This window comes from Rhodococcus olei (genome assembly GCF_039540555.1).
Lineage (GTDB): Bacteria > Actinomycetota > Actinomycetes > Mycobacteriales > Mycobacteriaceae > Rhodococcus_G > Rhodococcus_G olei.
Map to the genome: position 1 here is coordinate 1 of NZ_BAABFB010000001.1, position 21,706 is coordinate 21,706.

A 21,706-nucleotide genomic window follows, 5' to 3' on the forward strand; every position below is an offset into this window, starting at 1 on the left:
TTCTCGATCATCTCGCTTCCCCAGCCGATGCTGGAATGAGCGTGTCCAAGAACCAGGGTCAAGCCCCGAAAGTTCGGCGTGGTGCTTCGCGTGCGGCGGAAGGCATTGATGCCGCGGTGGGTGCGGGTGGGCGCCAGCGGGGGCGATTCGCTGCACGATGACGGACGCCGGGTCTTCGCGGACACCGACGAGGTGACCGTCGATCCCCGCCCCGCCCGTTCGGTCGGGGCGGGACTCACCGGCGAGAACTGTGAGGGGGAAGCTGCGGATCCTCCACTGACCCCGTTTGGGCCGCTGGTCTCAGGCATCGACGGATAGACCCTCGGAGGTGCGATAGGTACGTAGTTGTGACGAGCGTACCTGGGAGGGTCGGATGGGTGCCGAAGCGTTCTCCTCGGGACCTGCTCCTGCCATCGACCCGGTGGTGGTGGCGCGAATGTCCGAGTCGATCCGCGTCGAGGGTCTCGAGCGGGCGTTGGGTACCTATTTCACCGAGTTCCGCCCCGCCCTGGTCCAGGCAGGGGGGAAGGCATCGGATCCCGGGCCCCGCGCGCGCCTGCGCGGTACCGAACTGACAGCACTGGGGGCAGGGGAGTCGGGCGGGGACGTTGTCACGGCGCTCACCCAGTTTTCCGCGGCCGCCCTGTCGCAGACGGAGCGGTTGCAGCTCGCGCAGTCACTGATCGCGACCGTCACCGACGCCGGCGACGCAGGGCCACGGGCCACCGCCCGCCGGTCGGTCCTCGACGCCCTCGATGTGATCGACTCGAGAGAGGTCGCCACGATCCTGGCGCCGACGAGCGAGCCGATCCGCAGCGTTGCACAGAAACGCCGGAAGGCGGGGGAGTTGATCGGGTTGCCGATCGGCGCCCGCCCGGACTATCGGTACCCGCTGTTCCAGTTCGACCGCGCGCGGCACAAGATCCACGACCTGGTGAAGTACGCGAACCGGCGGCTCGCGGTGGCGGAGGACCCGTACGGTGCGGTGTCGTGGTGGCTGACCGCCTCCGAGATCCTCGACGGCCCCAGCCCCCTCGAGGACTTTGAGGCCGGCGAGCTGACCGAGATCGCGATCGACAACGTCCTCGACGTCGCACGCCGGGGCATGTGAGCGGGTGCGAACGTACAACGGCGCACCCGCGCACATCGACACCCTTCCGGCCGGCACCGAGTTGTGGCGGATCCACCGCACCGACAGCCTCTTCCCGCCGAACAGTTTCAACTCCGCTGCCATCGCCCCGCTCGAGGACGGCTTGACGATCAACACCCGCACCACGCGGGTCCCGGGGCAGGGCAGGTTCGACCCGGTCCACGACAACCGCGTCTGCCCCGGCGGATCGCACCTCGGCGGCTACCTCTACGTCGGATTATCGGTCGGTGCCGTGGTCGGGTGAGGGGATCCTGCGCGGCACCGACATCCCCAAGACCGGAATGCTCTCCGACACAGCGCTCGCCGAAGTGTCGCTCACCCGGATGATTGCGGGTGAGGACATCACGGTCGCGGTCCTCGACACCCAGGCCGGGCTGGCGGCGATCAACCAGGACGGCTCGCTGGCCGGATGCACGTGGCGGGAATACCGCGACTCCCGCATCACCTGCACGAAAATCCGGGTCGGCACCCCAGCCGCGGCGGGGGTGCGGTATCGGTGCCGCCACGGACGAGACGAACAGGCCGTCATGCTGGTCGAACGGGGCGCAGCATCGGACATTTCCATTGACGCCACAGGTGATCTCGCCGACCGGGGATGGGCACGGAACCGGGTCATCGACTCCCTCCTCGACGACTTCGGTCTCGTCGTGGATGTTCCATGGTAACCACACATCGCGGTCGCGCGGTCAGGCCTGAAGGCCTCTGAGGTTCGATCTGTAGCTACTCAATGCCGCTGCATCTGCCAGGCGTCGTGTCTGACCTGCTGTGATGACACGTCCCGGCGCACGCAACCTGCGTAACCCGCATAACCCGCGTATGCTGGGTGGTGAGCTTGGGAGGAGGCGTTCCAAATGCCCCGAGGATCCGAATTGGAAACGCCGCAGAAGGCAAACGACTACACCGAGTCCGTACACCTGCTGCTGGAGGACATCGCTGACCACGGTGAGCACTTTGCTCTGGTCGCGCTGCCGGAGTTCGCCCCGTCGTTCGTTGCCGATCTGCGCGGCAGGCTGCTGCCGGAATTGCCGCGGTTGCGTGTTGTGGATTGGCAGTTGCCGGACCTGGAGCTCCGGACGCTCAGGGAGGTTGTCCGCAGGGCCGCGAGAACAGGTGCCGACAATGAGGCGCCTTCGGCGGTGCCGTTCACCCTCCGAATGGACGCTGCTGGGCCGTGGATCTCGGGTGCAGCGTCGGATGTGAGTGTCGAGGTCGGCCAGGACGACGCCCACACGCTCGTCCGGCGGCTCCTTGCTGCGCTGTTGAACGTCGACGGTGTTGGCGAGGCTTCTTCGGACTCGGAGGTGGATGACGACGGCTGGGGACCGGTCGCCTCGGCAGATGAGGCTGAGGCCGTGGAGCGCGAGAACCTGCGCGTTCAGGTCGAGCAACGGCGGGAGCAGCTGGCCAAGTCGTTCACACGGAAGGAGGTCGCTGAACTCCTCGGTGTCTCCGCGCAGACGGTGTCGGACATGCTCGCCGAGGGTCGGCTGGTCGGGCTCAAGGACGCGCGGTCGTGGAAGCTGCCGGCGTGGCAGTTCACCCCGGACCTCGAGGATCCGGTGCTGCCCGAGGTCGGTCGCCTGGCGCAGTCGTTCCCGGGTGGTGTGGTGAGCCTGTCGAGGTGGATGAACCGGCCGAACGACAACTTCGACGGCCGCACGCCGGCGCAGGAGATGGTCCGCGACAGCGACCATGTCTTCGCGGTCATCGGCACGCTGATGGCCGCCTGATGGCGAGAGCTCTCACCGAACCTGATCGACCCCTGCCGAAGGCAGATCACCGCTGGACCTGGACTGTGCTCGGCAGCGCTGCTGCGCCGTGGTACCGGGTCTACCACCGAGATCAGTACACCGCCGACGGCGTTTCGTTCCGGCAGTTCGGGCCGCTCGGTCGGTTCGACCACCACACGCCGCCGTTCGCCACACCGGACCTCGACCCCGAGGGGCGCACGGTGCTGTACGTCGCGGGGGACGTCGCGACGGGTGCCTGCGAGGTGTTCGGGGAGGCCGGGGCGGCGCCGCTGTGCTCGAACTGGCGGGTCTCGCAGGTCCTCCCCGCGCGGGAGGTCGTGTTCTACGACCTGGACCAGCCCGGCGCTGCGATGGCGATCGGCGCGCTGCCCGCGCTGGCCACCGGCAACGAGAACCGGGAGCTGACCCAGCAGTGGGCCCGCGCGATCTTCGAGGACCAGCCGGCCCCGACCAAGGTGGAGGGCATCCGGTACCGCACCGCCTACAACAACGGTCTTGCCCTGGCGTTGTGGGACTGCGTCGACGCGCTCGCGGTGCCGACCGATGCCTCCGGCGCGCCCCGGGACCTGCCACTGCGTCACGAGCGGTTCCTGGCCGCGAAGAAGGCGCTGATCAGGCAGCAGATCACCGTCACTGAGATCGCCGACGACGACTGCACGAAGTGCCGGCCGCCGACGTAGGTCCGTGACGCGCGATCTACGAAGGTAAAGGCAATGTCGTGGCGGCCGAACATGTTCACGGCGAACCCCTCACGTACCACGGACGCGTGTTCGGAACTCACTCCGCCGTCGAAGTGCAGCTGCTGAGCGTGTTCGTGACCTGTCAACGCCATCGCCAAGTACCCGACGTTCCCGTCATCTAAAGGGGTCGACCGGGGAGGCCGGCTACTACGGCGCCGGCACCGTGGAGTACCTCCTGTAGGGCGACACCGTCTCGCGACAGGAAATGCGACGGCCATTTTCGCGGTTCACAGGTGCGCCAGCATGGTGAACAGGGCGATCGCGGAGACGGTGATCCCCGCGGCGCCGGCGACTACGCCGAGTAGGGCCCGCAAGGATGCCGCCTCGTCGTCGGCTACCGCGGATCGCGAGGTTGCGACGGCGCCGCAGATGACGGCGGTCAGGCCCAGGATGAAGCCGAGTCCGACCATCCAGAACGACGCCACGGACAGTGCCCCGAGGGTGATCGATACGGCGGGCAAGCGGGAACCATGCTGCTTGCGTGTGTCGTTGTCGTTGTCGTTGTCGTCGGCGGAGGAACACATGAGGTGGTCGGCACGGGGGCTGTGGGGGACGGCGGTCATGATCCTCCTTCTTGCGGTTGACGGGTCGGGTCGGTGGGGACGGTTCGGCGCTACGAGACCGGAGGCGTTTTCGGGAACTGTTCGGTCCACGAACATGAGCGGCGGCGTGGTCTGGCCGCGTCAGTGGTCGATGGTCGCGACTCGGTCGAGGGTCTCCCGTTTGTGACGTAGACCCCATGAGAAGTTAGCACTCGCATCGTGTGAGTGCTAACTCCTTTTGCTAAGTAATGTGCCCTCGGCTCCTGTCGGCACACGGCGCGAACGCATGATTCAGGAGGGCGGCACAGCAGACATGCCGCGAACGAGGTCCAGCCCGAGCGTCCGGTCGAGGTGGACGACGGTTTCGAACTTCGCCCCGTCGCGCACCTCAGGGTCGGATTCGAGGCTGCGCAGCAACGCGATGGCGCGGGGGAAGTCGAGACCCGTGTCGAGGGCACGGTGCACCGCATCCGTGTACGACCGGGCGAGGGGTGCGGACGGGCACCGGGACCACGCCGCGATCGCACCACGCCATCGGCGCAGCATCCGGTCGGCGGCCTCGACGCCCTCGTCCGTCAGCGTGACCGCCTGCTCGTGCCGCGTCGCGAGCAACATCAGGCGCAGCGTCGCCGGATCCGCGACCTTCCCGGGCGTCCGATCATCTCGGACGTCGCCGACCGTGACGTGCAGGCGGTGCACGTCACGGTCGGTGGGTGCCGGATCGGCGGCGCCGCCGACGGTGAGCGCGACCGGTCCGACCAGGGCGTCCTCGACCGCGGCCGGTGAGTCGACGACGTCGGCGGGTCGGCGGATCATCAGATCGGCGACCACGGCCGGGTCGGGTACCTCGGCCCCGACCCATGCCGTCAGCACCTGGACGGCGTGCACGTCCTCGAGGACGCGGCCGATCAGATCGGCCACGAGCAGCACCCGCAGCCCCGGGAGCTGTCCGGACGGAAGGTGGACGGCCACCCTGGTGATCCCGCCGGGCAGGGCGGGTACCCGAGCCGGGGCTCGGGTGCGGGCGTCGACCAGCTCCAGCATCCACTCAGTGTCCCCCACAACCAGGGACGACCAGGGACGGCGCCGCAGGACGTCACTCGTCCAGGCAGGCGGTGGCATCGACTCAGCCGCCCGCTCGCCTGTCGGGGTTGGCGCGTGCTCTGGGCCGCCGCCCGCGGCACGAAGGTGGCGTCGTCGACGATGGCGCGGCGGTGCGTTCCGGAGCCGATCGGGCCTGATTCGTCGTAGCAGGCCACGTCGAAGTGCAGGGTGCGACCGTCCACCGCGATCAGCGTGACATCGGCGGTCACGGTCACGCCTTCGTGCGTCGCGGCGAGGTGGCTGCTCTCGACGTGGGTGCCGACCGTCCGTCGATCGTCGGTCAGGTACGGCCGCAGCGCGGTGGCGGCGGAGCCGCGGTCAGCCTTTGGAGAAGGGCCGCCCGTACAGAGTGGTCTTGGAGTAGTTGTCGCCGACGATCTCGACGACGGCGTAGGACCGGGCCTGGGCGTCCCGAAGTTCTGGATCTCGAGCTGGGTGCCCTTGTACTGGACCGCGTACTTGCCGTCCTTGCCCGTGATGTTCACGAACCTGACCTGGCCGGCCGCGACCGGGACGGTCGGCGAGGCGTTCGTCGACGGGCCGCTGAGGTCGAAGCCTCCGCCGATGGAGCCGCCGAGACCGGTGACGTCGACCTGGCAGCCGACGATGTAGCCGGTGCTGATCCGCGAAATCCCGTGCGTGGACGAGTTGTTCGTGCCGGGGATGTTGGTCTGGCCGGCGAACGGTCCGGCCTCGCCCTCCTTGGTGATGGACGAGACGTCGGCGGTGACGGTGCCCGACACCCAGGCGGTGCGGCCGGCACCGTTGGCCGCCAGGGACGGTGAGATCAGGGCGCTCTCACCGGTGCGCGACCCCACGACCCCGGGGGGGCGGCCTTGGATCCGTCCGGCAGCGGCACGAAGATGTCGGCACTCGCGGCGCCCGTCGACATCAGGCCGATCGTGACAGCGGCTGCTGCGCCGAGGCCTGCGATACGGGCACCACGGCGCGAGGGGGAGTCGTTCGAATTCATGGCTTCCTTCTCAAAGGTCGGTAGAGGTTGGGAATCGACAATGCAAAATCCATCGCCGAAGAGGCCTGGCCACGAGTAGGGCCGAGCAGTGAAGAAATGGTGCAGCGATCGCTCTTTCGTCAGGTCGAGCAGATCGAACTGATGCGGGTTACCCCGAGGTGACTAGTGGTTCATTCCGTGGCACTGAATGAAGTGGCGATGAGTGCGGCCATCCGGGTGAGCACAGCGACCTCGTCTGGACCGACCAGTCGCCGTTGTGCTTCTGCCCGGCAGGCGACGCCGAAGAATGCGTCGAAAATGATCTCGGCCGAGGTTTGGGCGTTTCTCGGGTCGTCCTCATCGCGGAGGTCGGCGATTGCGTGAACCAGTGGCTGCAGGAGTTGTTCGCGCATAGCTGCGAGTTCGGTGGGAAACATCGTTTCCCACCGGTACGTGTGGAGCAGGATTGCTCGATACCCCTGTTGTGCATCCTGCGTGTAGGGGAGGACAACGGCTCGAACCCATGCATCGACACGTTCGATCGGTGTGCTCGCCGATGCCATTCGTTCGACGACGTAGCTGGTTTTCGAGGTGGTGCCGTCTTGTAGAACGGCGACGATCAACTCTTCCTTCGAGTTGAAGAGCCGGTAGAACGCGCGGGTCGCGAGACCCGCGCGCTCGAGGATCGCGGCGACAGGGGGATCCACTTGACCGGTTTCAGCGATGAGGCTGCCGCAGGCGCGGATGAGGCGCTGCGCCTCCGTGAGGTATTCGTCGCGCTGCCGGCCGAATAGCCGATCGACGGCGGCGGTGGCGATGGGGTTGACAGCCCCCTGGTCTGCGGAAGTCACCTGGTCTGTCCTCATGGTCGTGGTGAGATTGCCGTTCTCGAAGTCGAGGATAGCTACACCGATGCGGTCCGAGGAGCGACGGCGAATTGCTGGTGGGGGTCATTCGCCCGACGCCGCTCAGTGGGCTTCGGCACCCCCGGTTGCGGGGGTCCGGCCGTGTCGCATTCGTATCGCGACAGCGAGGCCCGCGAGACCGACCACCGCTGCGAGGATGAAGGAATGCTGGAACGCCGCGTCCGAGTATGTGATTCGTCCGGTGGTTGGGTTTTGGCGCGCGATGTTCTCCGCCATCACCACGCTGAGGACGGTCACCGCGATCGCATTGCCGAGCTGGGCGACCACCCCGAGCATGGCCGCCCCTACCGCACTCTGCTCGGCCGGGACAGCGTCCATCACCAGGTTCGGTCCGGACGCGTAGTACAGACCCATTCCGATGCCGAAGACCGCCGAGATCAACATGATCTGCCAACGGTGTTCGGGCAGCGCAGCGGCGGCGACGAGGCCGACGATCATCGCGCAGACGGCGCCGATGAGTGTCAGCCGTGCACCCCGGCGGCGCGCAACGGCGCCGCCGAGGGGTCCGCAGAGCATTGTCAGCAAGCCGGTGGGAAAGGTCCACAACGCGAGCGCTGTCGCCGTCAGCCCCACGCCGTACGTGACCCCGACCTGGGCGGGCGTCTGCAGCATCTGCGGCATGAGCAGCCCGTATCCGGCGATCATGAACCCGATGAATAGGTACGCCACCAGTGTTGAACGCAGCGCACCGCCGGCGAGCAGTCGGAGGTCGATGGCGGGTGAGGTGACCCGTAGCTCCCAGACGACGAACGCGACGAGCAGTCCGGCCCCGCCGAACAGTGTCACAAGCGTGCCGCTGCTGACCCAGCCCCATTTGGGTCCCTGACTGATGCCGACCAGGATCAGCCCAACCCCCGATCCGAGCAGCGTGACGCCGAGTAGGTCGAGGCGCTGATGGAGTCGCAGCGATGTCTCGGGCACGACTACCGCCACCACCGGGATCAGCAGCACGGCGTAGCCCAGCATGAACCAGAACAACGATTGCCAGCCGTGGTTGTCGATGAACCAGCCGGCGACGAACGGCGACGCGAGCGCGCTGACGCCGATTCCGGCGGCCACGGTGCCCAGTGCGACCGGGACCCAGCGACGCGGGAACGTGTCGCGGACCAGCGCGTAGGACACCGCGACCATCCCGCCCGCGGCTCCCTGGAGGGCACGGCCCGCCAGCAGCACCGGGAACGAGTCCGCTGTCGCGCAGATCAGGGATCCGACGGAGAAGAGCCCGGCGAGGATCAGCATCACCCGCTTCTTGCCGTAGGTGTCGGCGAGCTTGCCGACCAGCGGCAGGCTGATCACGGCGACCAAACTCACCATCGTCAGGACCCAGCCCAGGTGCAGTGTGCGGAAATTCTGCGTCATGTGTGGAATCGCCGGATACACCAAGGTGATTTCCATCGGCGCGAGCTCGGATATCAGCACGATGAGCGCGAGCGCCGTACCGTACCGACAGCGCTGTTTTCGATCCAGTGTCGGTTCGTCACCGGGTCGTGGGGGAGGTCTGTTGGTCGTGGTCTCAGTCATGTTGATCTCGATCCAGGCGGACCCGATAGCCCGATCTGTCAGGGGCGTGTGGGTTCGCGCAGTTCTTTGGTGGTTTTGGGGGGGATCCGGTCGGCAACCGCCGCGATTAGTGGCTGTTGCGCAAATGTGCGGAACGGCGCCGGAGTCGAATCTGCTCCGTGCGCTCTGCGGGGGTCACTGCGGGTGTTTCCGAGGGCAGGAACTTTCGCACGTCCGCGAGGGGCACGAGCCTCATGGTCGGGCTCGGAACGCTGTCGGTCAGCAGCAGGCGGCCGTTGATGGTGCCGTGGGTGTGCCCGCCTGTGTCCAGCCAGTTCGGCACGCCGGGGTCCCGGTGGGAAATGACAGCGCGGAAGACGCCGTCCTCATCGAGCCGGGCCTGGGAATGATTGAGGGAGGATTGGCGAGAGAACCAGTTGACGGTCTCCCAGTACCAGTTCCCCGTACCGAAGCTCCAGTAGTGGCACTGCGGCGGCTCGAACTCGAGAATCACGGCTTCGTCGGGCGGGCACTGGAAACTGCCCATGCCGTATGCCTGATTCTGGAAGCCGCCCCACGCGCTCTCGCTCAGCGGGGTGAACGCCAGGGAATTCGCGGGCGCGTTCAGCGACAGTTTGCACATGTGGTCCCAGTACGCCCCGGCCTTGTCGAGCCAGCGAACGAGGCGCTGGGCCCGCGCCTCGACGTCGGCCTCCGACAGTGGGGCGGGCGGGGGGTAGACGGCGTCCACGGCCTCGATCACGAGGTTGGCCGGGCGCTCGGTTGCCCAGTCGCTGAACACCTGTCGCACGCACAGCGAGCCCGCCTCGGCGTCGATCGTCAGCCAGTTGCCGGTGTAGCCGGCCGGACGTTCGGGACCGAGGAGCAACTCGAACTCCCCGTCACTTCCGGCCGACAGGGTGCGACTGTCGATGTTGGAGTTGATCCGGTAGTCGGGTGCCTCGCAGAAGTGCGGGGAGTGGACCTGAATGTCGAAGTAGTGGGCGGTTCCCCGGTCGCCGTGGATTCGGTAGGTGCGGTCACCGCTGACCGCGGCGAGGGTGTAGATCACGTCGGGGTTGTCGATGCCCCAGCTGCACGTGGTGTCGGCCCACCTGCCGAACTCCGGATAGGCCGGATCGGCCAGTTCCATGCTCAGGAGGGCGCCCGCTGCGAGGTACCTGGTTGCGAATCGCAAGCCCTCAGCCCTTAGAAGGGGCGTGTCGGTATCCGGGTCGTCGAAAACCACCGTGCGGCCGAACCCACGCCACGCCTCGCTCAGCTGGTCGAGCAAGGCGCCTGAACGCACCGACTCCACGCGTTCCGTCATGTTTCTTCCTCCGTGTTGCTGCACATTCCTGGTCGGGAAGTCGGACCGGTGATTCACGAGGCAGACCAGCCAGGACCGCTCGGTACATCCGAGCGCAAATGACATACTCAAACTCGAAAACGTCATTGTCAACCCCCACTTCGATTTGACGTCTCGGCATGGATGGGTCACCTCCCACTGTCTCGACGAATCCATCGCGATGACGCCGGTCGGGGCAACCAAGGTCGTAACCAACAGCCAGGTAGAAGCCCGTTTTTCTCGGGCCACAGAGGGAAGGATCTTGCGGTGTCAGAGCCGGAAACAGGTGTCGAGCAGCGTGAGCCGGACTACCGATTCACCCTGGCGAATGAGCGAACTTTCTTGGCATGGATTCGCACAGCCCTTGGCCTCCTCGCCGGCGGCGTGGCCGTCGACCAGCTCGCAGCCTCGGTTGCCAATGGGTCTGCGCGCATCGCCGTCTCCCTGACCTGCATCGGCCTCTCAATCGCTCTCACAAGCGGTGCGTATTCACGTTGGCGGTCGATTCAGCGGGCGATGCGTCGCGATCGGTCACTGCCCAGCTTCGGCCTCATCCGGATCCTGGCCACGGGGACGATTGTCATAGCGGTCCTGGCCGGCTCCGCGATCGTGTTCTCATGAGCGCGCAAGGACCGAGGGACCAGGGACTGCAGGCTGAGCGAACATCACTGGCCTGGCGCCGAACTGCGTTGTCCGCCAAGGATGTCACGGCGATATTCGCGCATCAGGCCGCCGGCCGAGATTGGGGTCTCGGGGTTCTGTCACCCGTGATCGCAGCCTGCGCGACGTCGATCGTTGTGATCGCCAGCCTGGTCAAAGCACGCCAGATACGTAGAGGGCACATCCGAGCGAGCGCGCGGGCAACCGGCATTGTGTCCGCATCGATTTCCTGCTGTGCCCTATGGGTCGGACTTGTTGCCGGAGTACCTCACTGAAACCGCGGAAGCGCAATCAGGCAACTGCACCCCACCGAACCGGTGGTGGGCGCGCCCGAACTCGTCTTCGGCGGTTCGGACAGGCCCTGAGAATGAGCGGCCGAGTGACCGTAGAAGCACCAAAGATGCTGTCGCGCAGTCCATTATAGTGCCGATAGTTGCGGATACGCCGTTCCCCAGGTCGGCGGCCGTCCGGTTGCGTCGGCGACGCCGAGGCTCAAGTCGGGGAGCCGGTCGTACACCTCGGCGAGCACGCCCTCTTCCGGTCGCCGCCGCCTCGCACCTCCGTCGCTGCCCGGGCTCTCACCACGGCATCGCGCTCACCGGTCGCGTTCGCGGCGGAGTTCTTCGCTTTGCTCGGGTGCGACGCGCAGGTTGTGCCGCGACTGCGTTTGCCTATCAAGCTCCGCGCCCCCGTCGCAGGCCACGCATACCGCGCCCGGAATCCGGCAGCCGATCGGACACACCGGGCGGCGATATCCTGAACGGGTATCGCCCGAGTTGTAAAGCATGCCCGCCCGGGCTGTCGGGGGGCGCGGGGCGAGAGAAGGCAGGGGAGTTCTCGGCAAGGCGCAGGGCAGCGTGAAATGGTTCAACGCGGACAAGGGATTCGGGTTCATCACCCAGGACGGCGGCGGACCGGACGTGTTCGTGCACTACTCGGAGATCGCCGGCGGCGGCTTCAAGTCCCTCGAGGAGGGGCAGCGGGTGCAGTTCGAGATCGGCCAGGGCCAAAAGGGCCCGCAGGCCCAGAACGTACGCCCGCTCTGACCCCGCACCGGGTCGCACCTCGGCGACGGGGCGGCCCGGGGAGCCGACCTCGGGTCTGACGCGGAACAGGTTCCCGACGGCGTGCGTGATCGCACGCATCTTCTCGGGGGTCGGGTCGATGGACCTCTACAGGTCCGGCGATCACTACGTCCTGCACGCCGACCTTCCGGGCGTAGACCCCGGTTCCGTCGAGGTCGGTGTCGACGGCGGCATCCTCACCGTGAAGGCCCAGCGCAGCTGGCGCACCGAACACGATGTGCAGTGGTTGGCTTTCTGAACGCTTCACTGGGAGTTACATGCGTCAGCTCTCGCTCGGCGACGGCGTCGACACCGAACACATCGCCGCGACCTATCAGAACGGGGTCCTGACCGTGACCCTCCCGATTGTGGCGAAGGCCAAGCCCAGGCGCATCGAGATCACACCCGGCGCCGGCGGCGAAACGAAGATCATCGAGCCCGCCGACACGACCGATCAGAGCGCCACGTCCTAACTCGTTCACCGGACCGGACCCGGACCGGACCAGGCTTCGCATGCGGCCGGGCCCGGTCCATGATCGACACCATGGTCACCGTTGCCGAGGATGTCGTGCGCGTAGTGTTGAGGTATCGGAGGCCCTTCGTATGCGGGCGGTCATGACTGCGTCGTCGCCGAGTGAAGAAGTGACCGGTTCACGGCCGAGGAGGAGCGTCGATCATGACGCGACAACAGGACCACCCCTATTTTGCGCAGGCCCATGTGCGGCCCGAGCGGACACCGCGCCTGAGGCTAAAGCCCAAGGCCCCCGTCACCGGGTACGTCGAAGGGGCGTGGTGGCCCCACACACGTGATCTGGCGACCGAGCTTCCCGACCTGCTCGAGGTGCTCTCGGTGCGTCTGGGCCCGATCGATCGGGTCGTCTACGCCCTGAACGAATGGGAAGACGCGCCCGCCCGGATCGCGATGGTGGGGCACACGGTTCGGCTCGACGGCTACAGATTCCAGCCGGCCGACACGATCTACGTCCTCGGGGTCAATCGTGCCCGGATCGTGCTGCTGGTAGTGCCGCCGAACACCGAACCCGCCCGGGCGCATTCGATGCTGATGGGCGCGGCAAGCCCGAACGACGCCTCGACCGTCGAGGACCTGCTCACCCGCGGTAAGCCCGCCGCCACCGAACGCACCGACACCGCCGTGCAGGCGCAGCAACGCTGGGATTCCGAGGGCGGCGCCCGGGCCCGCTAACGCCGGACGCGCCTGACGAAAAGCCCCGCACATGGGACGCACCACTCCAGCTTGACCCGCCGCTGCTCCCCCCGAAGTCGGGACAGGATGCAGCGCTGAAAAACGGATACGGTCTGGACGTCGCGGAACCTGCGCGCAACCTATGCTGGTGTCATCCTTTGGTATCCAGATCGGGGAGATGCGGTTATGGCCTTCACTGTGACGTCTCAAGTCGGCGAAGGGGGTGGAACGACTGAGGATCGCTACGGCGACGACGCCCACTTCACCGTCCACGACAGTGGCGCCTTGTTCGTAGCCCGACCGGACGAGGAAGTGATCTACGCGCCCGGGGTGTGGCTCCGCGTGTTCAAGTCGAACCAAGCTAGCGATTCCGCGACGGGGAACTACGTCTGAACAGGTTGTGGACGACCGCCCGGACCGGACGATCAGCATTTGTCGACGCCGCGGCATGGGGGACTTTCGACGCCCACCGCGACGACCCCGAGTTCGGGTATCGGTTCCTGGTCGACCAGGCCGCCGACGCCGGCCAACCGATGGCGTCGCGAACGGCCTGGCGGATCTGCTCGGCGAACAACAAGTGGTGGAGTTCGTTCGGCAAGAAGCGTGGCACGAACATCGCCCGCTCCGAGCCACCGGTTCATGACGATCTTGTCGAGCGGAATTTCACCGCCGATGCCCCGAACCGGTTGTGGCTCAACGACATCACCGAGCATCACACCGGTGACGGCAAGCTCTACCTCTGCGCTGTCAAGGATGTGTTCTCGAACCGGATCGTGGGCTACTCGATCGACTCGAGGGCGGGAACGTCAGCACCTCGACAACGTCACTTGCTTCCGTGGTGGTCACCCGTGGGGCTACAGTCGCTCAGGCTTCAGCACCTGCGCCCGACCGACGCGGCGCGCCGCAAGAAGGCGCTCCAGTGACCCGGTAGCACTGGCGAACGCCTCTTGCATCAGATGATCGTTCTGGGAAAATCGCCATGTCAGAGCTATTCTTCGGGCTTCTTCGACTGGCATCGACAACGCGATCGGCCGGACCCGACCGACCCGAACCACGCGAGGGTGACGAACCGCCGCCCGTACGGCCACCCCACCCCATTCGGCCCCGAGTGCGCCGGCTGGCCCTCAGCGCCGCAGCAACGCATGCGGCTTCACACCTCGTCGACGACCCAATTCGGCGCATCACCACAACGCACCCCGATCGACCGTAGACCCGTCACCCGCATAGGACGCCCTCCAGCACCATATTGATTCAACGGTATTGGGGTTCACCGGCTCTTCCGACTTGATGTGCCTGCTAAGCCGGAAGTGCCGGTGAACCTCGGCGGCGCACCGCGTCAGCGAACTCGACGAATCGGCGATGTTCCTTGGTGAGATGCATTCACACCCACGCCAGTCCGCGCTTGTGAGAGGGGACAACTCGGTGGCACCTTCCACGAGTAGAATCGCCGGGAGAATTGATCAGTGACGCACTGTCAAAAAGACTCCCGAGCGAAGAAATGGCGGCCGCTATGTCTTCTCCGACCACGCAGGCTCCCACCAGTCTCGTGACCGCCACCATCAAAGCGGCGGACCTGCCGGGTTTCGCCAGTGAGGGGCCGATTCTCGTCGAGGTGGGAACCTGGGAACAATCGGGGCGGATGTACCGCCGAAGCTATCTGGTCGAGACAACTGTCGAGCGGCAACAAGACGCCGAGCCTCGCGGTCCGGAGGTCCGCGTCACCTTCGTCGAATCGGGTATCGACGCCATCACCTTCGCGGCGGAAGCCGATGTCGTCGTGCACCGCCCCTTCCTCGTCAAGCACCGTTGACGGAAGCTCGGGTCGGGCTTGAATGCGTTGTACGCACATGGAAGTGGGAAGTTCTGGCACGCGCGCGAGTCCGCTCGTCGACGGGCCGAGTTCGGTGCGACTGTGGAGGAACGGCCGATCGGTCGGCGTGACATCGTGCGAGCATGCCTATCGGTGGGGCCGGTCGGCAGTGACGTCGGTGGTCCAGACCGGTTGCAGCATGTGCCAGTCGGCTGGGTGCGCGGCGATACCGGCCGCGAATCGGTCGGCCAATGCCTGGGTCGTGGCCTGCACTCCTCGGGCGGTGTCGACGGGTGTATCGACGTGGAAGCCCCAGCCGTCGGGAGTGAACCAGCAGTGCACCGGTAGCAGTGGTGCACCGGTGTCGATCGCCAGCCGGGCCGGACCGGCCGGCATGAGGGCCGGTTCGCCGAAGAAGCTGACCGGGACGCCCGTGCCGGTCAGGTCGCGTTCGGCGAGCAACCCGACCGTCCGCCCCTGCCGCAGCCGCGCAGTGAGTTGTTCGAACGGTGGCGTGGCGTTGCCGGTGAGGGGGATGATCTCGAAACCCAGACTCTCACGGAACCGGACGAAGCGCTGGAACAGCGACTCCGGTCTGAGCCGTTCGGCTATGACGGTGGGCGGGCCGACCCGCTGCGCCAGCCAGACTCCTGCCAGGTCCCAGTTCCCGCTGTGCGGCAACGCCAGCACGGCGCCCTTGCCGCACTCGACCGTCGCGCGGATGTGTTCGAGCCCGGTGGCCGACGATTCCACGATCTCGGCCAACTGCACCGGATCCATCGACGGCAGCCGAAAGGCCTCGCACCAGTAGCGGGCATACGAGCGCAAACTCGCGTGCACGAGGTCGTCGGGTACCCGGGACGGTGCCGTGGCCGTCACCCGGGCCAGATTGCGGCGCAGCTGGTCCGGTCCGCCGCCGCGGGCCGCGCGGTCGGCCGCGACGTCGAAGAGGCGTCGCGCCCACCGCTGCGGGAGGGCGCGCACCAGCCGCCACCCTGCCGCGTACCCGAGATCCCAGGCTTGATCCTTCCGGTTCACCGCGCGCCCCCCAATCGTCTACCCGTCACCTTCAGCCGCAGCGGCGGGTGTGGCGGCGATGAACTGCCCGATGATTTTGACCACCGCGGCCGGGCACTCGACCTGTGGGAAGTGTCCCACCCCCTGCATCACAGCGATCCGGCTGTCGGGCATCGCCTGGTGGGCGGTGAGCCCGTGCGAGACCGGGATGATCGGATCGGCTTCTCCCCAGACCAGTTGGGTCGGCAGGCCGACGCGGTGCAGGCGGCGCTGCGCGCTGACCGCCTGACCGCCCGGGTCGACCACCGAGCGCAGGGTCCGCAGGAACGCCTGCCGGGTTGCGGTGTCCGACAGCGACGCGTACGCGCGCCACACCTCCTCGGCCCGATCGGCGGGAACACCCCTGGCGACGAGCCAGGAGCGCAACCTTCCCCGCCCCAGGGGCCGCAGGTAGGGCGGCGCCAGCACCGGCAGCGCCAGCGGCGGCAGCGCCACCAGGGGCAGCACCAGCTCGGCGCCGGGCGCGGACAGCAGCCGCAGCATCCAGCTCACCTCCCGGCCCAGCCCGCCGCTGGAAATGAGCACCAGCCGCCCGCACAGCTCGGGATGCTGGTAGGCCAGCTGCATCGCCACCCCGCCACCGAAGGAATGCCCCACCACGGTGACCCGGCCGATGCCGAGCTCGGCGAGCAGATCGCGCAGCGTCACCGCGAACGCACCGAGCGAGTAGTCACCGCGCGGTTTTGCCGACTCGCCGTGACCGGGCAGGTCCGGGGCCAGCACCCGGAAGCCTCGGGCCAACTCCGGCAGCACGAACCGCCACGTGCGCGAGCTGGCGGCCATCCCGTGGACGAGCAGCACAGTCTCGCCCGAACCGGCGAGCCGGTAGGCGACGTCGTCGCCGTGCAGGTCGGTGTGCACTACTAGGTCGGCCATCGCTACCTCCACCGGCCGGCAAGGCGACCGGTGGCGGCCATCGCCACCGGACCAGACCGTCGGCCATCTCATGAAGATCACACGTCATCCGCCATCAATTGTGCGCAGTCGCGGGGGACTTCGCAGGTTGTGGCGGTCGTCGGTCAGCATCGTTGACCGGTGAAACTGGAGCGAATGAGCGGTTCGGGCGGGCCCACGTGGAGGCGATCACCGCCGCGCTGCGTGAGCTCGGCGGGCATCGCGCGTCTCCCCGCTGCTCGGCCGGCTTTTTACTAATGACCTGGATGCTGCGCTGCGTGTTCCTGGGCTTCCCCTCGTATCGTGGAGACATCGCCATGAGGAGGTGCGGCGATGCAGACGCGGCGGAGATTCGATCCGGAGTTCAAAGAGGGCGCGGTGCAGATCGTGCGGGAGACCGGCAAACCGATCGCGCAGGTGGCCCGGGAACTGGGCATCAACGACGCAGGGTGCCGTAGTTGTTGACTTCCGGGCCCGTGACCTGCACTTTCATGCGCTCAGGACCAGGTCGACCGCGTGATGGGGATTGGCCATCAGGCACCGTCCACCGCCCCGCCGTGGTTCCCGATAATACTCGCTATCGGCTGAACGGAAGTGGTTGTGCTGCAGTATATTTCGTGAATCAGTTGCGCGCCGCGACGCGGAGTGCGAAGCTGGCGGGACGCCGTCGACGCGCACCGATGGTGGGCGGTGCCGACGCAGCGGCACCCGCCGGGCTGTGAGATGACGCTGGTCAGGCCATTTCGGGCACGCGCAGGTGCGCGACGGCGAGATCGAATTCGGCCACTTCCAGCACGCGCGCGTCGATGTCCTGACTCGCGGACGACCTGACCCGGTTCGCGTGCTCGCGGCCGCTGTCCATCGCGTCGTGGCCGTCCCACGCCGTCACCGCGACCGCGCGCCCGGTCGCTCGGTCGACGAACAGGCTGGCGCTGCAAAAACCGTCCATCGACTCGATCTGGGGAAGCACGCCCGCCCGGAAGGCGTCGATCGCGCGATCGATCGCCCCGGGATCACCCTGCAGCCAGGTGCAGCGGGCGCACGCGCCCTCGCCCGTGCGGTGATCACGATGCAACACCGCGATCTCCCACTGCTCGACCGTGTCGACGGTCCCGCCGAAGGCCCGTGCCGCGTCACGGCGAATCGACTCGACACTGGCCCCGCCGGCCCGCATCGCCTCCTCGGATTCCCACGCGGTCGTCGCCATGCAGCGGCCCGAATGCCGATCGGCCATCAACGACAGCCCGACACACCCCTCGACGGCCAAGAGCGCCGGCATCACCTCGTCGCGGAGATGCACAATGCCGGCGTCGACGGACGAGGGCTGCGCCTGAATTGTGGTCGTGCGTGCGTACATGCCGACTCCTGCGGTCGGGGCGGCGCCCCGGTGGCGCCACCGGTCCGCTCCCACCCTGCTCCCGTCCGCGCGCGGACGCAACGGTCGGCGGTCCTGGCGGCCGGGACCGTGGCCCGGCCAGAGGACCACCCGTGCACCCGCACCGACCGGCCGGGCCGACCGATCGCGAGGTCGACGTGGTGGCGTGGTCGCGGCGTATCCCGGACAGGGGGGCCGCGACGATGTCGGGGCCGCCGGGGGCGGGGTGGCCGCCGCGGCGGTGATGGTGCCCGATGGCTGCGACCCACCCCGAAGGACTGGAAGAAGGCTCGCGCCCGGCTGAAGGAGAGGCTGCCTCCGCTGGGTGCGAGCAGCGAGACCCGTTCCACGCGAACTTTTTACAAGTTCCGTTGCACAACGACGATGACATCGCTCGGTCGCGTCTACTTCGGCTTTGCGGTACTTGTTGCGGCCGCGCTTGGTGTGAGGAGCTGATGGGTACTGCTCGAGCCCACCGGCGCCGCGCTCCGGGTCGGTAGAGCCCGCATCAGGCTCGGCAGGCGCACTCGTACGGTGGGCGACGACACGGAATGCGACGCGGAATACAGTGACAACGCGACAATCACCCTCGGACATCACCCTGCGAACCGGGAGACCCTCCCCATGAACCTTCAACCCAAAACCGGTCGGCGACGACGATTTTCGGTCGGGGCCCGGGTGAGAACCCCCCACTCGTTCGACACGCAACTCCCGGCAGACCAGTGGCCCCTCGCCTCGGGTGTGATCGTCGAGGAATTCACCAGCCTGGGCGCGATCGGCGCGCGGTCGTACGGACGCGACTGGGCCCACCCGCGGCGATGGGCGATCGCCCTCGACGACGGAAATCTGATCTGCCGCGACAATGAAGACCTCGACGACGACCTCGGCGACCTCGGCGACGACCTTGACCACGAATGACCGCGGCAGCGGTGGATGACCCACCGACCCAGCGGGGTGGCCTCGACGGGAGCGGGAGTGTGGACGTATCCTCGAACCGAGTGATTCAATTTGAATCACCAGGAGGTGGGTTTGATGACGGTCACCGAGAGCCGGGCCGAGCGGGAGCTGATCCGTACCGCCGCTCGTCACCGGGTCGACGACCTCGAGCTCAACCGCGCGATCTTCCGCGCCTCCCACGACGGCAAACTGACCCAGCGTCGGATCAGTGCCATCGTCGGGAAGCACTCCCAGGCCACCATCCAGCGGATCCTGGTCCGATTCTCCGACGACCCGTCACTGCTCGAGGAGACGCCCGCCGAGGTGATCGACAAACGCGCCGCCGGTCTGATCGACGACGACGCGATGATGGACAGGCTGCTGAACTGGCGCTACACCTTCGGCCGGGTGCCGTACGTCGACGGAGTTGCCACCGACGCCTACACCTCCGGCGACTGGGACGACATCGAGCAGGCGTACTACCTCGATCGACTCACCGACGACGAGTTCGCCCGCCTCGTCGAGCGGAACAAGGCGCACCTCGAACGAGCGGCCCGCGCTCAGTGACGGACGAGGACCGGTTGCGCGGCGCTGTCGCCGCGCAACTCATCGCCATGTCGGCCCCCGGGCACCCCCTGCACACCGATGCCGACCACAACACCAACACGCTCTACGCCGGCGACGTCCACCGCTTCGCGTTCCGCAAGCGCGTCGTCGCCGAGTACCTCGACCGCCAGAGCCCGGTTCGCGGAGGCCGCTCCGCGGTCGTCTCGGCGGGCGCACCCGGGGCCGGCAAGAGCACCGCGTTGCGCGAGCACGCGGCCGACCTGACGGGCTTCCGCATCCTCGACCCGGACATCGTCAAGGACTACCTGATCGAACGGGCGATGCGCGACGGAGTCTACGACGACATCCTCGCGCGACCCCTCGGCGACGGGCGCACCGTCGCGCCGCGCGAGCTGGCAGCGCTCGTCCACCACGAATCGACCCGGCTGATCGATCAGATCCGCCGCATCTGCATCACGCGCCGCGAGAACATCGTGGTGGAGGGCACGCTCACCTGGAAGGGACAGGCACCGAAGCTCGTCGCCGAGTTCACCGAGGGTGACTACCAGTCCGTCGAGGTCATCGCCGTCGAAGCCGACCGCCCCTCGCCCACGAGCAGGCCCTGTCCCGCTGGTGGTCAGGCCGCCGGTGGTGGGCGGACGGCGCGGACAGGCTCGGCGGCCGCTTCACCCCGCCGGCAGCGATCGACATCTGCAACACGGGACACCGCCCAGTCGCTGTGCGCCCAGCACGCCGTCGAACTCGAAGACCTCGCGTCCGCAGGCGATCAGCCACCCGCGTGGCAATCCTGCGCCGCAACACCGCCGGCGAACTGGAAACGATCCTCGAGCGCAGCCACCCACATCCCAGGTGAGTGTCTGGTGGCGTGGGTGCGCGCCCGGGCCGGTCAAATCTGGCGGAACCCACACCGCTCGACCACATGCCTGTGGCCGAGCAGTTCGACGACGTCACCGACCGAGAGCGATCGGTCGCCGCGGGCACGGTATTCCAGCACGGTGTCCTTCGGCCTGGCCGCGAACGCCGGGTCGTCGCCGACGTCGAGGTCGACGTCCTCGACCGGCCCCGACCCGCACCGTGGTCAACCTCGAGCACGTGGGATCCGGCAGGCGCCCTGCCCGGCGACTTCGCCATAATCTCCGCTATCGGCCGGTGGGGCTGGACTGACTCGTCGTCTGCTGGGCGCACCCCGGGATGTCTGGTCGATCGGGGGTTCAGGTGTCGTCGATGCGGGCGGCGAGTCGGCGCAGTCGTTCGGCTTCGCCGGCGAGGTGGTCGATCGCGTCCCGCAGTGACGTGCCGCGTTCGGTGGTCAGCCCCGCCAGGATCCAGCCGCGGATCAGGGCGCTGACCGGCACGTCGGCGTCGCCGGCGAGGCGCTCGATGGCGGCGAAGTCCTCTTCGCGGAGCCGCACGGACTGCACGACGGTTCGACTGCGCCTCTCGCCTCTCGCCGTGTCCGGCGGGGCCGCGTCGCGGGCGGCTTCGGGCTCGGCGTGCACCGTGCGCACCTCGTGTTCGGCCATGCTCGCCGTCCCCTTTCGTGGCGTCGCCGGTCCGAGCCGGTCGACTTCCCTTCTGTTGGCGTCGGGGAAGCCCTCGTCGCCGCGGTGGACGAGGATCCCGCCGGGACACGGGCGGCGGCGGTGGGGGTGTCCGATCACCCGGACCCACCTGATGGCGTGCCCGCCGTGTGCTCCGCCCCGAGCGACCCGGCCACCGAAATCGTGACTACAAATCTACGACAACAACCGCGTGTCCGGGCCTCGAGCCGGGGGTGTGTCTCGCCCCCCGGGGGGTGTTCGGGTGGGGGACACGCCGGGCGAACGCCGCTGTGACGGCAGGCTTCCGGGTCTTACCGTGGATGGTCGGCTGGTAGTCGCGAGAGAGAAGAGCATCATCATGGCGTTGCCCACATTGACCCCGGAGCAGCGTGCTGCCGCGTTGGAGAAGGCCGCCGCCGCCCGCCGCGCCCGCTCAGAGTTGCGTGCGAGCCTGAAGTCCGGGGAGCTCACCTTCGCGGACCTGCTCGCCCGGGCCGACGAGGACCCGGTGGTGGGGAAGACGAAGGTCCTCTATGTCCTCGAGTCGTTGCCGGGGGTCGGCAAG

General features: G+C 67.6%; 25 protein-coding genes and 4 pseudogenes. 17 read left to right on the top strand and 12 right to left on the bottom strand.

The window, feature by feature from the left end:
• Nucleotides 1-185 (bottom strand): hypothetical protein (locus ABD951_RS00005; protein ID WP_345340793.1); only part of this gene is annotated, 185 nt, incomplete at its 3' end.
• Nucleotides 186-436: 251 nt separating this feature from the next.
• Here ABD951_RS00005 and ABD951_RS00010 point away from each other — a divergent pair.
• The 5 genes from ABD951_RS00010 (at nt 437) to ABD951_RS00030 (ending at nt 3,581) form a co-directional block, all read left to right on the top strand.
• Nucleotides 437-1,111, top strand: coding sequence for a hypothetical protein (locus tag ABD951_RS00010; protein ID WP_345340794.1), 675 nt, complete (start codon nt 437-439; stop codon nt 1,109-1,111).
• 4 nt (nt 1,112-1,115) lie between these two features.
• Nucleotides 1,116-1,394 (top strand): hypothetical protein, encoded by a 279-nt coding sequence (locus ABD951_RS00015; protein ID WP_345340795.1) that lies wholly within the window; start codon nt 1,116-1,118, stop codon nt 1,392-1,394.
• On the top strand, nt 1,378-1,815 hold the full coding sequence (locus ABD951_RS00020) for a hypothetical protein (protein ID WP_345340797.1): 438 nt from the start codon (nt 1,378-1,380) through the stop codon (nt 1,813-1,815). The genes ABD951_RS00015 and ABD951_RS00020 overlap by 17 nt, the downstream gene beginning before the upstream one ends.
• Before the next feature lie 204 nt (nt 1,816-2,019).
• Nucleotides 2,020-2,880: a hypothetical protein gene (locus ABD951_RS00025; RefSeq protein WP_345340799.1), complete on the top strand. Its 861-nt coding sequence runs from the start codon at nt 2,020-2,022 to the stop codon at nt 2,878-2,880.
• A complete protein-coding gene (locus ABD951_RS00030) occupies nt 2,880-3,581 on the top strand; it encodes an RES family NAD+ phosphorylase (protein WP_345340801.1) in 702 nt (233 codons plus the stop codon). The genes ABD951_RS00025 and ABD951_RS00030 overlap by 1 nt, the downstream gene beginning before the upstream one ends.
• 287 nt (nt 3,582-3,868) lie before the next feature.
• Here the strand turns inward: ABD951_RS00030 and ABD951_RS00035 are convergent, their stop codons facing one another.
• The 7 genes and pseudogenes from ABD951_RS00035 to ABD951_RS00060 form a co-directional block, all read right to left on the bottom strand.
• Nucleotides 3,869-4,204, bottom strand: a complete 336-nt coding sequence (locus ABD951_RS00035) for a hypothetical protein (protein WP_345340803.1) — start codon at nt 4,202-4,204, stop codon at nt 3,869-3,871.
• A 270-nt stretch (nt 4,205-4,474) separates the two neighbouring features.
• Nucleotides 4,475-5,104, bottom strand: a complete 630-nt coding sequence (locus tag ABD951_RS00040; RefSeq protein WP_425569742.1) for a cysteine--tRNA ligase — start codon at nt 5,102-5,104, stop codon at nt 4,475-4,477.
• Nucleotides 5,092-5,583, bottom strand: coding sequence for a thioesterase family protein (locus ABD951_RS28580; protein WP_425569741.1), 492 nt, complete (start codon nt 5,581-5,583; stop codon nt 5,092-5,094). Before ABD951_RS28580 ends, ABD951_RS00040 begins: the two co-directional genes overlap by 13 nt.
• A gap of 22 nt (nt 5,584-5,605) precedes the next feature.
• Nucleotides 5,606-6,260: pseudogene (locus ABD951_RS00045) on the bottom strand (MspA family porin).
• 170 nt (nt 6,261-6,430) lie between these two features.
• Complete coding sequence (locus ABD951_RS00050; RefSeq protein ID WP_345340807.1) at nt 6,431-7,090, bottom strand: TetR/AcrR family transcriptional regulator; 660 nt, start codon at nt 7,088-7,090, stop codon at nt 6,431-6,433.
• A gap of 117 nt (nt 7,091-7,207) precedes the next feature.
• Nucleotides 7,208-8,686: an MFS transporter gene (locus ABD951_RS00055; RefSeq protein ID WP_345340809.1), complete on the bottom strand. Its 1,479-nt coding sequence runs from the start codon at nt 8,684-8,686 to the stop codon at nt 7,208-7,210.
• Between the two features lie 106 nt (nt 8,687-8,792).
• A complete protein-coding gene (locus ABD951_RS00060) occupies nt 8,793-10,217 on the bottom strand; it encodes a DUF1214 domain-containing protein (RefSeq protein WP_345340811.1) in 1,425 nt (474 codons plus the stop codon).
• Nucleotides 10,218-10,280: 63 nt separating this feature from the next.
• Between ABD951_RS00060 and ABD951_RS00065 the strand changes: the two genes are divergently transcribed.
• The 7 genes and pseudogenes from ABD951_RS00065 to ABD951_RS00095 all read left to right on the top strand — a co-directional run bounded on the left by ABD951_RS00065 (nt 10,281) and on the right by ABD951_RS00095 (nt 14,751).
• Entirely contained in the window at nt 10,281-10,634 is a 354-nt protein-coding gene (locus tag ABD951_RS00065) for a YidH family protein (protein ID WP_345340813.1), read from the top strand.
• On the top strand, nt 10,631-10,948 hold the full coding sequence (locus ABD951_RS00070) for a DUF202 domain-containing protein (protein WP_345340815.1): 318 nt from the start codon (nt 10,631-10,633) through the stop codon (nt 10,946-10,948). The genes ABD951_RS00065 and ABD951_RS00070 overlap by 4 nt, the downstream gene beginning before the upstream one ends.
• 582 nt (nt 10,949-11,530) lie before the next feature.
• Nucleotides 11,531-11,719, top strand: coding sequence for a cold-shock protein (locus ABD951_RS00075; protein WP_345340835.1), 189 nt, complete (start codon nt 11,531-11,533; stop codon nt 11,717-11,719).
• 85 nt (nt 11,720-11,804) lie between these two features.
• Nucleotides 11,805-12,210 (top strand): annotated as a pseudogene (locus ABD951_RS00080) (Hsp20/alpha crystallin family protein).
• 203 nt (nt 12,211-12,413) lie between these two features.
• The gene (locus ABD951_RS00085) at nt 12,414-12,941 is read left to right on the top strand and encodes a DUF5994 family protein (RefSeq protein WP_345340817.1); all 528 of its coding nucleotides are present in this window, start codon (nt 12,414-12,416) and stop codon (nt 12,939-12,941) included.
• Between the two features lie 581 nt (nt 12,942-13,522).
• Nucleotides 13,523-13,750: pseudogene (locus ABD951_RS28585) on the top strand (IS3 family transposase); the annotation flags it as partial.
• 737 nt (nt 13,751-14,487) lie between these two features.
• On the top strand, nt 14,488-14,751 hold the full coding sequence (locus tag ABD951_RS00095; RefSeq protein WP_345340819.1) for a hypothetical protein: 264 nt from the start codon (nt 14,488-14,490) through the stop codon (nt 14,749-14,751).
• Nucleotides 14,752-14,898: 147 nt separating this feature from the next.
• Here the strand turns inward: ABD951_RS00095 and ABD951_RS00100 are convergent, their stop codons facing one another.
• A complete protein-coding gene (locus tag ABD951_RS00100; protein WP_345340821.1) occupies nt 14,899-15,789 on the bottom strand; it encodes a phosphatidylinositol mannoside acyltransferase in 891 nt (296 codons plus the stop codon).
• Between the two features lie 18 nt (nt 15,790-15,807).
• Nucleotides 15,808-16,704: an alpha/beta fold hydrolase gene (locus ABD951_RS00105; RefSeq protein ID WP_345340823.1), complete on the bottom strand. Its 897-nt coding sequence runs from the start codon at nt 16,702-16,704 to the stop codon at nt 15,808-15,810.
• A 351-nt stretch (nt 16,705-17,055) separates the two neighbouring features.
• Between ABD951_RS00105 and ABD951_RS00110 the strand changes: the two are divergent.
• Nucleotides 17,056-17,169 (top strand): annotated as a pseudogene (locus ABD951_RS00110) (transposase); the annotation flags it as partial.
• A 286-nt stretch (nt 17,170-17,455) separates the two neighbouring features.
• Here ABD951_RS00110 and ABD951_RS00115 read toward each other — a convergent pair.
• Nucleotides 17,456-18,079 carry a hypothetical protein gene (locus ABD951_RS00115; protein ID WP_345340836.1) on the bottom strand — a complete coding sequence of 208 codons (624 nt, stop codon included), beginning with the start codon at nt 18,077-18,079 and terminating at the stop codon, nt 17,456-17,458.
• A 552-nt stretch (nt 18,080-18,631) separates the two neighbouring features.
• Between ABD951_RS00115 and ABD951_RS00120 the strand changes: the two genes are divergently transcribed.
• The 3 genes from ABD951_RS00120 to ABD951_RS00130 all read left to right on the top strand — a co-directional run bounded on the left by ABD951_RS00120 (nt 18,632) and on the right by ABD951_RS00130 (nt 20,733).
• Nucleotides 18,632-19,015: a hypothetical protein gene (locus ABD951_RS00120; RefSeq protein WP_345340825.1), complete on the top strand. Its 384-nt coding sequence runs from the start codon at nt 18,632-18,634 to the stop codon at nt 19,013-19,015.
• 114 nt (nt 19,016-19,129) lie between these two features.
• Nucleotides 19,130-19,600 carry a winged helix-turn-helix domain-containing protein gene (locus ABD951_RS00125; protein WP_345340827.1) on the top strand — a complete coding sequence of 157 codons (471 nt, stop codon included), beginning with the start codon at nt 19,130-19,132 and terminating at the stop codon, nt 19,598-19,600.
• Entirely contained in the window at nt 19,597-20,733 is a 1,137-nt protein-coding gene (locus ABD951_RS00130; RefSeq protein ID WP_345340829.1) for a zeta toxin family protein, read from the top strand. The genes ABD951_RS00125 and ABD951_RS00130 overlap by 4 nt, the downstream gene beginning before the upstream one ends.
• Before the next feature lie 78 nt (nt 20,734-20,811).
• Here ABD951_RS00130 and ABD951_RS00135 read toward each other — a convergent pair whose 3' ends face one another.
• A complete protein-coding gene (locus ABD951_RS00135; RefSeq protein WP_345340831.1) occupies nt 20,812-21,261 on the bottom strand; it encodes a ribbon-helix-helix domain-containing protein in 450 nt (149 codons plus the stop codon).
• 238 nt (nt 21,262-21,499) lie between these two features.
• Here ABD951_RS00135 and mihF point away from each other — a divergent pair.
• The coding region (gene mihF / locus ABD951_RS00140; RefSeq protein ID WP_345340833.1) for an integration host factor, actinobacterial type at nt 21,500-21,706 on the top strand (207 nt) is incomplete at its 3' end.